The organism is Pantoea deleyi (assembly GCF_022647325.1).
GTDB lineage: Bacteria > Pseudomonadota > Gammaproteobacteria > Enterobacterales > Enterobacteriaceae > Pantoea > Pantoea deleyi.
Genome location: NZ_CP071405.1, coordinates 2,657,991 through 2,670,818, shown reverse-complemented (window position 1 = coordinate 2,670,818; position 12,828 = coordinate 2,657,991). Strand labels below are relative to the sequence as shown.

The 12,828-nt window shown below is 59.4% G+C and carries 10 protein-coding genes; 3 read left to right on the top strand and 7 right to left on the bottom strand.

Annotated features, from left to right (window positions below):
• Positions 1-4 precede the first annotated feature (4 nt).
• Together poxB and J1C59_RS12570 are read right to left on the bottom strand one after the other, a co-directional pair.
• Complete coding sequence (gene poxB, locus J1C59_RS12575; protein WP_128085256.1) at positions 5-1,726, bottom strand: ubiquinone-dependent pyruvate dehydrogenase; 1,722 nt, start codon at positions 1,724-1,726, stop codon at positions 5-7.
• 237 nt (positions 1,727-1,963) lie between these two features.
• Entirely contained in the window at positions 1,964-2,863 is a 900-nt protein-coding gene (locus J1C59_RS12570) for a LysO family transporter (RefSeq protein ID WP_128085255.1), read from the bottom strand.
• A gap of 127 nt (positions 2,864-2,990) precedes the next feature.
• On the opposite strand from J1C59_RS12570, the gene J1C59_RS12565 reads away from it, so the two are divergent.
• The gene (locus J1C59_RS12565) at positions 2,991-4,628 is read left to right on the top strand and encodes an ATP-dependent nuclease (RefSeq protein ID WP_140917165.1); all 1,638 of its coding nucleotides are present in this window, start codon (positions 2,991-2,993) and stop codon (positions 4,626-4,628) included.
• 71 nt (positions 4,629-4,699) lie between these two features.
• Here the strand turns inward: J1C59_RS12565 and cspD are convergent, their stop codons facing one another.
• The gene (gene cspD, locus J1C59_RS12560; RefSeq protein WP_128086735.1) at positions 4,700-4,924 is read right to left on the bottom strand and encodes a cold shock-like protein CspD; all 225 of its coding nucleotides are present in this window, start codon (positions 4,922-4,924) and stop codon (positions 4,700-4,702) included.
• Positions 4,925-5,238: 314 nt separating this feature from the next.
• Here cspD and clpS point away from each other — a divergent pair, with 314 nt between their 5' ends.
• Both clpS and clpA read left to right on the top strand, forming a co-directional pair.
• Positions 5,239-5,559, top strand: coding sequence for an ATP-dependent Clp protease adapter ClpS (gene clpS / locus J1C59_RS12555; RefSeq protein WP_003849318.1), 321 nt, complete (start codon positions 5,239-5,241; stop codon positions 5,557-5,559).
• Between the two features lie 52 nt (positions 5,560-5,611).
• Entirely contained in the window at positions 5,612-7,888 is a 2,277-nt protein-coding gene (gene clpA, locus J1C59_RS12550) for an ATP-dependent Clp protease ATP-binding subunit ClpA (RefSeq protein WP_128086734.1), read from the top strand.
• Between the two features lie 84 nt (positions 7,889-7,972).
• On the opposite strand, the gene infA is transcribed toward clpA, so the two are convergent.
• From infA to cydD, 4 genes are all read right to left on the bottom strand, one after another.
• Positions 7,973-8,191 carry a translation initiation factor IF-1 gene (gene infA, locus J1C59_RS12545; protein ID WP_002211347.1) on the bottom strand — a complete coding sequence of 73 codons (219 nt, stop codon included), beginning with the start codon at positions 8,189-8,191 and terminating at the stop codon, positions 7,973-7,975.
• 343 nt (positions 8,192-8,534) lie between these two features.
• Entirely contained in the window at positions 8,535-9,227 is a 693-nt protein-coding gene (aat, locus tag J1C59_RS12540; protein WP_128086733.1) for a leucyl/phenylalanyl-tRNA--protein transferase, read from the bottom strand.
• A gap of 33 nt (positions 9,228-9,260) precedes the next feature.
• Positions 9,261-10,991, bottom strand: a complete 1,731-nt coding sequence (gene cydC / locus J1C59_RS12535) for a heme ABC transporter ATP-binding protein/permease CydC (protein ID WP_140917166.1) — start codon at positions 10,989-10,991, stop codon at positions 9,261-9,263.
• On the bottom strand, positions 10,991-12,760 hold the full coding sequence (gene cydD / locus J1C59_RS12530) for a heme ABC transporter permease/ATP-binding protein CydD (RefSeq protein WP_128086774.1): 1,770 nt from the start codon (positions 12,758-12,760) through the stop codon (positions 10,991-10,993). Before cydD ends, cydC begins: the two co-directional genes overlap by 1 nt.
• Positions 12,761-12,828: the final 68 nt, after the last annotated feature.

Here is a 12,828-nt window from a genome sequence, read left to right as displayed (position 1 = left end):
TGTTTTACCGCAGCCAGTTGGTTTTCGCCAGTTCTACCACCTCGTCGCCGCGACCATTCATAATGGCGCGCAGCATATAGAGGCTGAAGCCTTTGGCCTGCTCCAGCTTGATCTGCGGCGGCATCGCCAGCTCCTCTTTGGCGGTGATGACGTCCACCAGCACCGGGCCATCATGGGCAAACGCCTCTTCCAGCGCGCCATTGAGATCCGACGCCTTTTCCACGCGGATCCCCCGGATCCCACACGCCTCGGCGATAGCGGCGAAATCGGGATTATTCAGTTCCGTGCCGTCGGTCAGATAGCCGCCCGCCTTCATCTCCATCGCCACAAAGCCCAGCACGCTGTTGTTGAAGATCACGATTTTCACCGGCATTTTCAGCTGCGCCAGCGAGATAAAATCGCCCATCAGCATGCTGAAGCCGCCGTCGCCGCATAGCGCGACGACCTGACGATCGCGATCGATCGACTGCGCCCCCAGCGCCTGCGGCATCGCATTCGCCATCGAGCCGTGGTTAAACGAACCCAGCAGGCGGCGTCTGCCGTTCATCTTCAGATAGCGCGCCGCCCAGACGGTCGGGGTGCCGACGTCGCAGGTAAAAATGGCGTCGTCGCTGGCGTAGTGGCTGATTTGCTGCGCCAGATATTGCGGATGGATCGCCTGCTTATCGTTGGGCTGCGCCAGCTCGTCCAGACTTTTCCGCGCCTCGCCGTAGTGCTTCACCGCGCTGTCGAGATGGCGGCTATCGCTTTTCGGCGTCAGCTGAGGGAGCAGCGCCTGTAGCGTACTTTTTACATCGCCGACATAGGCCTGATCGACGTGACAGTGCGACCCCAGGCTGCCGGGATTGATGTCGATCTGGATAATCCGCGCCTTTTCCGGATAGAAGGCGCGATAGGGAAACTGGGTGCCCAGCAGCACCAGCGTGCCGGCGTTCATCATGGCGTGGAAGCCGGAGGAGAAACCGATCAGCCCGGTCATGCCGACGTCATAGGGGTTGTCATATTCGATATGCTCTTTCCCGCGCAGCGCATGAACTATCGGGGCCTTCAGCGCCTCAGCCAGGGCGACGACTTCCTGATGTGCTCCGGCACAGCCACTGCCGCACAGGAGAGTAATCTCTGAGGCTTCGTTCAGCGTCTGTGCCAGCTGCGCCAGTTCGGCGGGCTGGGGCAGAACCTGCGGCAACTGCGGCGGATACCACTCTGCGCGGGCGCTTTCCGGCGCCAGCTGCAGGGCAATATCCCCTGGCAGTACCACCACCGAGACCCCGCGATTCAGAATCGCTTTTCGCATCGCGATGCCCAGCACCTGCGGTAGCTGCTCCGGATTCGACACCAGTTCGCAGTAGTGGCTGCATTCGCGGAACAGCTCCTGCGGATGCGTTTCCTGGAAATAGCCGCTGCCGATTTCGCTGGAGGGGATGTGTGCCGCAATCGCCAGAACCGGTACGCGGTTGCGGTGGCAGTCGAACAAACCGTTAATCAGATGCAGGTTACCCGGCCCGCAGGAACCGGCACAGACCGCCAGTTCTCCGCTGATGTGCGCTTCCGCACCGGCCGCAAAGGCGGCGACCTCTTCATGACGGGTTGGCATCCACTCGATGGTGCCCATGCGATTAAGGCTGTCGCTCAGGCCGTTCAGGGAGTCTCCGGTGACGCCCCAGATGCGTTTTACGCCTGCGCTTTCCAGCGTTTTAGCGACCAGTGCCGCTACGGTTTGTTTCATGCGCTTCTCCTTTATCGATCCGTCCGGCAACGTGACGTGACCAGAACTGAAAAAAGAAGCGTAGACGACACGGCAGAAAAGCAGGCGTGAAAAAATGCGCTCGCAGGGCAGGCCGGATAACCGCAGGCGCTACTGGCAATCAGCCGCCGGACGCCAGAAGAAAGCGGAGCGGCTGATCCCGACCGCCCGATGACGCCCCCGGGTTTAAGGAGCGTCTGTAGCGGGGCTGACTTGCGGTCAGGCGGAGAAGAGGGCGATAAGAATCGGCGCCAGCAGGCTCATCACAAAGCCATGCACGATGGCGGCCGGGACAATTTCATTACCGCCCGCCCGCTGCAGCACCGGCAGGGTAAAGTCCATGGAGGTGGCTCCGCACAGGCCCAGCGCGCTGGAGCGATGACGGCCAATCAGCACCGGAATCAGCATGATCGCCACCAGTTCACGAATCAGATCGTTAAAGAAAGCGGCGCTGCCGGTCACCGGGCCAAAGGCTTCGGTCATCAGGATCCCGGAAAGCGAGTACCAGCCAAAGCCGCTGGATAAGGCCAGACCGGTTTTCACCGGCAGGCCCAGCAGCAGCGCCGCAATCGCACCGCCGATAAGCGCACTGACCAGCACCACGCTGGCGACCAGCATACCGCGACGGTTGAGGATAATCTGGCGCAGCGTCATGCCGCTGCCGCGCAGCTGAATCCCCACCAGGAACAGCAGGAAGATCAGCGCATATTCGCTGGCCGTCGCGGCGTGGTGCAGCAGAGGCCACTGGGTCAGGCCAAGCAGAAAACCGATGACCACGACTCCGCAGAGTTTCAGGGAGTCCAGCGCCATATTCAGCCGCGAAGGCAGCTTCTCCTGCCGGTGGTGATGCTGCCACGGAACAAACCTTTCCAGACCGCGCAGCGCCAGCAAATTACAAAGCAGAATGCAGAAGGCCGCCACCAGCGCGGTGTGAAAGATCGCCAGCAGATTGCTGCCGAGGTTATCGAGGAACGCCAGGCTGATACCCATAAAGAACAGGATCACATAGACCATCCAGCCCAGCAGCTGATTGACGCGGCGTAGCATGGCCGTCTGGCGGAAGGGTAACAGCCAGCCCGCGATCAGGGGCAGCAGGATAATCAGGAGTCCGGAATACATAGCAGAGGCCATCCATGGAGGAAAGAGGCCACACGCTAGCGAAAAAGCGTAACGGAGTAAACCCCGTTGCAGCTTGACCGGCTGGCTGACGACAACCATGCTCTTTATAACCGGAGGAAGGACGCCTATGATTCTGGAACATATCGACATTCGCGGTTTCCGCGGCATTAATAAGCTCTCACTGCCTTTAACCCGGACCACTCTGCTGATTGGTGAAAACGCCTGGGGGAAATCCAGCCTGCTGGATGCCCTGAGCCTGCTGCTTTCGCCCCATGAACCGGCCTACGTTTTTACTCAGGGCGATTTCCACTTCACGCCGGGCGACGTCACCGACGCCATGCGACGCCTGTCGGTGGTGTTTCACTATCGGGACGATGGCCGCGATCCGGACGCGATCTTCTCCCCTTTCTGGCAGCAGGATGCGCAGGGCCAGCGCTGGATTTATTACAGCGTCAGTGCGACCTGGCGGGAGAGCGGCATCGAATCCCGACGCTGTTTCGTGGACGCGAAGGGGCAGCGCTTAACGGAGCAGAACAGCGCGGCGGCGATTGCGCTGTTGCTGAAGCGCTATCCGGTGCTCCGCCTGCGCGACGCCCGCTTCAGTAAACGGACGCGGCATCGTGCGCCTGTCACCCCGGCACATCCCGAGCTGCTGGCTGGCATGGAGCGTCTGGCGCGTGACCTGGAGCGCCATCCGCAACAGCTCAGCGACGAGGTTCTGCGCCAGGGGCTGAAAACCATGCAGCAGCTGATGCAGCACTACTTTCTGGTGCAGCCGCCGGAGGCCGTTAACGCGCCACGCGATCGGGAATCGCACACGCGCGACGGGATGCACGGCTGGCGGGCGCTGGATCACCTGAATCAGCTGATTGCCGGCACCGATTCCCGCAGCCGCCAGCTGATACTGCTGCAGATGTTTACCCTGCTGATAGCGGCGCGGGGCGAGGTGCCGCTGGCCGCCGATGCCCGGCCGCTGCTGCTGATTGAAGATCCGGAAACCCGGCTGCATCCGATCATGCTGTCAGTGGCCTGGAACCTGCTGAGGCTGTTACCGCTGCAGAAAATCGCCACCACCAATTCCGCCGAGCTGCTGTCGCAGGTGCCGGTGGAGCACGTCTGCCGGCTGGTGCGCGGGCCGTCGCGTGTCGCCGCCTGGCGCATCGGCCCGGAAGGGCTGAGTGCCGAGGAGAGCCGTCGCATCGGCTTTCATATCCGGGTCAACCGGCCTGCCGCGCTGTTTGCCCGCTGCTGGTTGCTGGTGGAGGGCGAAACCGAGGTCTGGATCATGCATGAGCTGGCACAGCAGTGTGGCTACAACTTCGCGGCCGAAGGGATAAAAGTGATCGAGTTTGCGCAGTCGGGCCTGAAGCCGCTGCTGAAATTTGCCCGGCGGATGGGCATTGCCTGGCATGTCCTGACGGATGGCGATCAGGCGGGTAACAAGTATGCCAGCGCGGCGCGCGCGCAGCTTCAGCCGGGGGAGCCCGAACCCCGCTTCCTCACACAGCTGCCCGCCCTGGATATGGAGAACTTTCTTTATCACCAGGGGTTTCAGGATGTCTATCATCAGATGGCGCACCTGCCGTTAAACGTTCCGATGAGTTCCCGGCGTATTATTACTAAAGCTATCCATCGCAGTTCGAAGCCAGAACTGGCGATCGCCGTCGCCAGCGCCGCCGCAGAACGGGGCTCGCAGGCTATTCCGGCGCTGCTGCGGCAGATGTTTGAACGGGTCGTGGGGCTGGCGCAGGGACAGGCAGATTAACGTCCCGCGCACAGGAAAATGCCAGCGGCACTGGCTGGCATTTGTGGATAGGGTTCAGCGACAGGCAGCGGTCAGGCGACGGCCTGCGGCACCCCGACCGGGACGATGAGGCTGGCGTGATTGCCTTTCGGGCCTTCATGCACATCGAACTGAACCTGCTGGCCTGCCTTCAGCGTCCGGTAGCCCTCCATCTGAATGGTGGAGTAGTGCGCAAAAATATCTTCGCCACCGCCGACCGGACAGATAAAGCCAAAGCCTTTGGAATTGTTGAACCATTTAACTGTGCCCGTTTCCATGCTTTTACTTCCCTCGCAAGACATTTTATAAGTAGGTGAGGTCTTAGCGCTGTGAGTCGCATTTGATTAAAACTCAATCAGCCTGTGCAGGTAGAATGTAGAGAAAGCGCCGCTGGCGTCAAGCAAACCACCGGGCCAGGTGGGGAAAAATTCATCAAAATTTGAGGCAGTTAACGCTATTACGAATTTTGTGATGCAGGTCGCGCAGGGAAATTTCTGAATAAATTTTCAGCAGCGATCAGCCGCTTGACAGGCATGTTAAACTTTCAACATGAAGCCTCAGAAAGGCTAAAGCACAATCTCAACGGAACACTATGGCAAACACAAACGACTGGCTTAACTTTGAACATCTGGCCGAAGACAAAGTACGTGAAGGGTTAAAGCCACCTTCAATGTATAAAGTCATTCTGAATAATGACGATTATACACCTATGGAATTTGTTATTGACGTTGTACAAAAGTTCTTTTCTTATGATGTTGAACGTGCAACGCAACTGATGTTGAAAGTTCACTATCACGGCAAAGCGATCTGTGGTGTATTTACTGCAGAAGTCGCGGAAACAAAAGCGGCCCAGGTGAACAACTATGCGCGGGAAAACCATCATCCGTTGCTGTGTACGCTGGAAAAAGCCTGAACCCGTCTCCATATAGGAAGCTGGTAAGGGCGATAATTGGGGGAGGTGCCTAATGCTCAATCAAGAACTGGAACTCAGTTTAAATATGGCTTTCGCCAGAGCGCGTGAGCACCGTCATGAGTTTATGACCGTCGAGCATCTGTTACTGGCGTTGCTCAGTAACCCGTCGGCCAGAGAGGCACTGGAAGCCTGTACGGTGGACATGGTGGCTCTGCGGCAGGAACTCGAAGCCTTCATCGAACAGACCACACCGGTGCTGCCCGCCAGCGAAGAGGAGCGCGATACACAACCCACGCTCAGCTTCCAGCGCGTCCTGCAGCGTGCGGTTTTCCATGTCCAGTCATCCGGTCGCAGCGAAGTGTCCGGGGCGAATGTGCTGGTCGCCATCTTCAGCGAACAGGAGTCGCAAGCGGCCTATCTGTTACGCAAACATGAAGTGAGCCGCCTTGATGTGGTGAACTTTATCTCTCACGGTACACGCAAAGATGAGCCGGGCCAGGCGCCAGGCGCTGAAAATCCGGTTAACGAAGAGCAAGCAGGCGGGGAGGAGCGTATGGAAAACTTCACCACCAATCTTAATCAGCTTGCTCGCGTCGGTGGGATCGATCCACTGATTGGTCGCGATAAAGAGCTGGAACGTACCATTCAGGTCCTGTGCCGTCGTCGTAAAAATAACCCCCTGCTGGTGGGCGAATCGGGTGTGGGTAAAACCGCTATCGCAGAAGGTCTCGCCTGGCGTATCGAGCAGGGCGACGTTCCGGAAGTGATGAAAGAGTGCACCATCTACTCGCTGGATATCGGTTCGCTGCTGGCGGGCACCAAGTACCGTGGTGACTTTGAAAAACGTTTCAAAGCGCTGCTGAAGCAGCTGGAGCAGGACGAGCACAGCATCCTGTTTATCGATGAGATCCATACTATCATCGGTGCGGGTGCGGCATCAGGCGGCCAGGTCGATGCGGCTAACCTGATCAAACCGCTGCTCTCGTCGGGCAAGATCCGGGTAATGGGCTCCACCACCTATCAGGAGTTCAGCAACATCTTCGAAAAAGATCGTGCGCTGGCCCGTCGTTTCCAGAAGATCGACATCACGGAACCTTCTGTCGAAGAGACCGTGCAGATCCTGAACGGCCTGAAAACCAAGTACGAAGCGCATCACGATGTGCGTTATACCGCGAAAGCGGTGCGCGCCGCCGTGGAGCTGGCGGTGAAGTATATCAACGATCGTCATCTGCCCGACAAGGCGATTGACGTGATTGATGAGGCGGGTGCCCGTGCGCGCCTGATGCCAGCCAGCAAGCGTAAGAAAACCATCAACGTCTCTGACATTGAAACGGTCGTGGCGCGTATTGCCCGTATTCCGGAGCAGAGCGTGTCGGCAACCGACCGCGATACGCTGAAAAATCTGGGCGATCGCCTGAAGATGCTGGTGTTTGGCCAGGACAACGCTATCGAGGCGCTGACCGAAGCGATCAAGATGAGCCGCGCCGGTCTGGGTCAGGATCGCAAGCCGGTTGGTTCCTTCCTGTTCGCCGGTCCGACCGGTGTGGGTAAAACGGAAGTCACCGTGCAGCTGGCGAAAGCACTGGGCATTGAGCTGCTGCGTTTCGACATGTCCGAGTACATGGAGCGTCACACCGTCAGCCGCCTGATCGGTGCGCCTCCGGGCTACGTCGGTTTTGATCAGGGCGGTCTGCTGACCGATGCCGTGATTAAGCATCCGCACGCGGTCGTGCTGCTGGATGAGATCGAGAAAGCGCATCCGGATGTCTTTAACCTGCTGCTGCAGGTGATGGATAACGGTATGCTGACCGACAACAACGGTCGCAAAGCGGACTTCCGTAACGTGGTGCTGGTCATGACCACCAACGCCGGTGTGCGCGAGACCGAACGTAAATCGATCGGCCTGATTCATCAGGACAACAGCAGCGACGCGATGGAAGAGATCAAAAAGATCTTTACGCCAGAGTTCCGCAATCGTCTCGACAACATTATCTGGTTCAGTCACCTGTCACCAGCGGTGATCCATCAGGTGGTCGACAAGTTTATTGTCGAACTGCAGGCGCAGCTGGATGCGAAAGGCGTGTCGCTGGAAGTCAGCGATGAAGCGCGCGACTGGCTGGCTGAGAAGGGCTATGACAAAGCGATGGGCGCCCGTCCGATGGCGCGCACCGTGCAGGACAGCCTGAAAAAACCGTTAGCCAACGAACTACTGTTTGGTTCACTGGTGGATGGTGGCTCAGTGTCAGTGGCGCTGGATCGTGAGAAGGGTGAACTGACCTATCACTTCCTGAGCGCAGAAAAACGTAAAACGGAAGGCACGGTGCACTAAGCCCCGCTGCAGAAATGAAAAAGGCCGGATGATTATCCGGCCTTTTTTTCGCTGCTTAACGCAAAGCGATGAGATTACTGCAAATTAGCGACTACGGAAGACAATGCGGCCTTTGCTCAGGTCGTACGGGGTCAGCTCAACGGTCACTTTGTCACCCGTCAGGATGCGGATGTAGTTTTTGCGCATTTTACCGGAGATGTGAGCAGTAACCACGTGTCCGTTCTCAAGTTCTACGCGGAACATGGTGTTAGGTAACGTATCCAGTACGGTACCTTGCATTTCAATATTGTCTTCTTTGGCCATCGAATCCTCTGGGTGTACTACCTTTCAGTTGAACCGGCAAGATAATGCCCAATCCAACGATTTATGTAAAGAACCGTCGGCGATTTTGCCAACGCTTTGCTGGGGTGCACGCCAGGGCGCGCATCCGGTAAAATTAGGGTGTTTATGTGACGTCTGCAGGGGATTAGCGGGCTAAGAATCTGTATCAACCGGTTACACGCGCACGATTGAAAACAGTTCCGAGAGTGCGTTGAGATTCCCAGCCTGGCAATTCCGGCTCAGGATTGCGAAGCGCGGACGACATACCAAACCCGACCATTATACCACTTAACCGCCTTTATGTGTGCAAAACATCTCGACACGGCTAAAAAAGGGTTTGTGTCTGCCAGCAGCCTTCGCTGACCGGCTGGCTCGCAAGGCGTTGTACATACTGCAGATAGTCAGCCCGCGGGATCTCCTGCGCGCCCAGCGAGGCCGTATGAGGATTGAGCACCTGGCAGTCGATCAGCTGTCCCTGGTGTCGGATAAAATGCTGACAAAAGACCCAGAGTGCGGTTTTAGAGGCATTCTGCTGACGGCTGAACATCGATTCGCCGCAGAAGATTTGTCCCAGCGCAAGGCCATACAGGCCGCCGACCAGCTGCTGCTCGTCCCAGACTTCAATCGAGTGCGCGTGGCCCAGCTCATAGAGCCGCAGCCAGGCGCGTTTCATCTCAAAGGTGATCCAGGTGCCTTCCTCGCGGCCGCTGGCGCAGCCCTCAATCACCGCATCAAACGCCTGATTCATGGTGACGCGATAGGGCGATCGGCTGTGGAAACGTTTCATGCTGCGGCTGAGATGGAACTGTCCGGGCAGCAGCACCGCGCGGGGATCGGGCGACCACCAGAGAATCGGGTCGCCGGAGGAAAACCAGGGAAAGATGCCGTGCTGATAGGCGTTAAGTAACCGGGCAGGGGAGAGATCGCCCCCCATGGCAAGCAGGCCATTCGGCTCGCGCAGGGCCATTTCGGGTGGGGGAAAGTGCAGAGATTCTCGTGACAGTTGAACCAGTCTCATTGCGTTATGTTACCCATCAGCGTTTCGCTATGACTATAACGCAATACGCTGCCGGAAACGCCAGTAGCGACCTGCTTTTGAGATTAATTCGGCATGGCTGCCCTGTTCGATAATTTCGCCGTTATCCATCACGCAGATGCGATCCATCGCTTCCAGGCCGCTGAGCCGATGGGTCACCATTATCACGGTTCTGCCTGCCGTTAACTGCTGCAGCAACGCGAGAATATGCTGCTCGGTTGTGGCATCCAGACCTTCGGTCGGTTCATCCAGCAGCCAGAGATCGCTATCATGCAGCAGCGCGCGTGCCAGCGCGAGACGACGCAGCTCGCCGCCTGACAGCGGCCGGCCGCCTTCGCCCATCCAGGCGTTCAGCCCTTCCGGGTTCTCAAGCAGCCGCTGCAGACCGACATCGTTCAGGGCGCGGATTAGCCGCTCGTCGCTGGCGTCGGGACAGGCCAGCAGGAGGTTATCGCGCAGGCTCTGACTGAAAAGATGAACTCGCTGCGTGACCACGCTGATGCGCTGGCGCAGTTCAGACTCTGACCAGTCAGCAATGCGCCGATCGTTGAGGCTGATCGTGCCGTGCTGGCTCTCCCAGCCACGGGTTAACAGGGCCAGCAGCGTAGATTTTCCGCAGCCGGTCGGCCCCAGAAGCGCTATGCGCTCGCCTGCGTTCACCGTGAGACAACAGCCGTTCAGCACCTTCTCCGGACGGCCAGGGTAGCTGAAATCAAGCTGGTCGATGCGGACGGTCAGGCTGCCAGGTTGCGCCGCCGACGCTGCCGGAAAAGCGATTGCGGGAGGCTGATCGATCACCTCACTGACCCGCTGCGCGGCCGCGATCACCTGCGACATCGGCAGAAATGCCCCGGCAATCGGGGCCAGTGCTTCAAAGGCCGCCAGTGAGCAAAACACGACCAGCGCAATCAGCGAACCGGGCAGCTGCTGGTCGCTGATGGTCGCGGCGCCGAGCCAGAGCAGCAGGGTGACCGTTACGCCGTTGATCAGCAGCAGCAGGCTCTGCGCCGCCGCCTGCAGATGCTGTTGCTGGCGCTGAGCCTGCTGCCAGCGCTGCTCATCCGCATCAAGCTGCCGGCGCCACTGCTGTGACGCGCCATACAGCGTCAGTTCCGCCTGCGCCGACAGCCACTGCGTCAGCTGTAAGCGCCAGCGGGCGCGGCCGCGGGCAATCGCGATACCGGCCGGCGAGCCGAGGCGATAAAACAGCGCGGGCATCAGCACCAGGGTGCCCAGCATGATCCCGCCCAGCGTCAGTGCCAGCGGAACAGCGATCAGGCTCAGCCCGAGTGTCACCACCACTATCACCACAAAGGCGCCCGTCAGCGGCGAGATGACACGCAGATAGAGATGATCCAGCGTATCGACATCGGCCACAAAGCGGTTAAGCAGATCGGCCTGGCGGAACAGCGACAGCTGGCCCGGCGAGAGCGCCATCAGACGACCGAACGTATGAACACGCAGATGCTGCAGGACTCTGAACGTCGCGTCGTGACTGACCAGGCGTTCAGCATAGCGTGCGGCCGTGCGAATGATCGCGGCCCCGCGTACGCCCGCCGCAGGCAGCATATAGTTGAAGGTATAGAGTCCGGCGACGCCCGCTACGGACGAGGCGGCAAGGAACCAGCCGGACAGGGTCAGCAGGCTGATACTGGCCAGCAGGGTCACAATCGCCAGTACGATACCCAGCGCCAGGCGAAAAGGGTGGCGCTGCCAGAGACGAAGAAAAGGACGCAGGGCGGACATCAGTGGATCTCCTGTTGACGATGCTTCAGCATCTCACTGAAGGCACCCGGCTGTTGCGAGAGGTGCGCCCAGCTTCCCTGTTGCACCAGTTTACCCGCTTCCATCACCCACAGGGTCGGCCAGCGGCTCAGTGTGTCGATCTGATGGGTAATCATCAGCGTGGTCTGACGGCTCGCGGCCTGGTTCAGCGCCACCATCACATGACGTTCACTCAGCGCATCGAGGCTGGCGGCAGGTTCATCGAGCAGTAAAAGATGAGCGGGTTTATAGAGTGCGCGAGCGACCGCGATGCGCTGCGCCTGGCCCACGGAGAGCAGCGTGCCGCCTTCGCCTGGCGGTGTGTCGATGCCCTGCGGCAGAAGAGACAGAAACTCGGTAATGCCGCACGAGTCGAGCAGCGCATCAAAACGGTCGGCCTCACAGGCGGCTCCCATCAGAATATTGTCGCGCAGAGTGGCGGCCGGTAACTGAGGATTCTGTCCGACCCAGCTAAGCTGCTGATGCCAGTCCGATCGCCGTATCTCGCGCAGTTCCGTGCCGTTGACCGTCAGGAATCCCTGATAGGGCAGGAAACCCAGCAGGGCGTTCATCAGGGCGGTTTTACCGGCCCCGCTCTGACCGACCAGCGCAACCTGTTCACCCGGCGCGATGGTGAAGGTCAGGGGACCACACAGCAGCTGGCCATCGGGGGCACAGACGCGCAGATCCGTGGCAATCACCTGAACAGCGCCACTGGCGGTGAAAGGTTGCTGACCCTCCTGCGGCGCGGCGTCGGGTGTGGCCTGCATAAAAGCCTCAAGCGCATCGGCACCGCCGACCGCCTGCGCTTTGGCATGATAGAACGCGCCAAGATCGCGCAAGGGCTGGAAAAATTCCGGGGCGAGGATCAGTACCAGAAAACCGGCAAACAGCGTGACACCCTGGCCGTAGTCGCCGAAGTGGAGTTCGCCCAGATAGGAGAAGCCAAAGTAGACGGCCACCACCGCAATCGCTAACGAGGCAAAGAACTCCAGCACCGCAGAGGAGAGAAAGGCGAGGCGCAGCACCTCCATCGTCCGCTGACGAAAATCGGTGGTCGCCGTGGCAACGGCCGCCTGCTCGGCTGCGCCGCGATTAAAGAGCCGCAGCGTTTCGCGGCCGCGCAGGCGATCGAGAAAGTTTCCGCTCAGCCGGGCCAGCACCAGGAAGTTGCGGCGGTTCGCCTCGGCTGCGCCCATCCCGACCAGCGCCATAAACAGCGGAATCAGCGGCGCGGTGGCCAGCAGGATCAGACCGGCTGTCCAGTTCAGTGGAAAAACAGTCAGAAGAATGCAGCAGGGGATCAGCGCTGCCAGGGTCATCTGCGGCAGATAACGCGCGTAATACTCCTGCATCTCTTCGATCTGCTCCAGCAGCAGTGTCGCCCAGCTTCCGGCAGGTTTGCCCTGAATCCACGCCGGACCCAGTTCAGCCAGCCGATCCAGCACCTGCTGGCGCAACGCCTGACGGATGGCCTGTCCGGCCCGGAATCCGGTCAGTTCACGGGCATAGTTGATCAGGGCGCGCAGGACAAAGCAGAGCAACAGCGACATGATGCTGAACGTCAGGCTCTCACGCGGTTGCCCGTCGATAATCAGGGCCTGCAGCAGCGAGGCCAGCAGGGCCGACTGGGCGATAATCAGCAGGGCACTTGCCATGCCCAGCAGCGTATTGAGCCGCAACCAGCGACCGGCGAAACGACGTTGCTGACGAAGCCAGCGGGTAAGATGCTGCTGCCGCGATTTGTCCATGCGAGACCATGCTAAATGTCGATGAGGGGGAAAACTGGAAACGCGGTTTGCGCGCTTCAGAGGCAAGA

Coding starts and splice junctions, on each gene's coding strand:
- poxB (WP_128085256.1), bottom strand. CDS start 1,726: ATGAAACAAACCGTAGCGGCACTGGTCGCTAAAACGCTGGAAAGCGCA.
- J1C59_RS12570 (WP_128085255.1), bottom strand. CDS start 2,863: ATGTATTCCGGACTCCTGATTATCCTGCTGCCCCTGATCGCGGGCTGG.
- J1C59_RS12565 (WP_140917165.1), top strand. CDS start 2,991: ATGATTCTGGAACATATCGACATTCGCGGTTTCCGCGGCATTAATAAG.
- cspD (WP_128086735.1), bottom strand. CDS start 4,924: ATGGAAACGGGCACAGTTAAATGGTTCAACAATTCCAAAGGCTTTGGC.
- clpS (WP_003849318.1), top strand. CDS start 5,239: ATGGCAAACACAAACGACTGGCTTAACTTTGAACATCTGGCCGAAGAC.
- clpA (WP_128086734.1), top strand. CDS start 5,612: ATGCTCAATCAAGAACTGGAACTCAGTTTAAATATGGCTTTCGCCAGA.
- infA (WP_002211347.1), bottom strand. CDS start 8,191: ATGGCCAAAGAAGACAATATTGAAATGCAAGGTACCGTACTGGATACG.
- aat (WP_128086733.1), bottom strand. CDS start 9,227: ATGAGACTGGTTCAACTGTCACGAGAATCTCTGCACTTTCCCCCACCC.
- cydC (WP_140917166.1), bottom strand. CDS start 10,991: ATGTCCGCCCTGCGTCCTTTTCTTCGTCTCTGGCAGCGCCACCCTTTT.
- cydD (WP_128086774.1), bottom strand. CDS start 12,760: ATGGACAAATCGCGGCAGCAGCATCTTACCCGCTGGCTTCGTCAGCAA.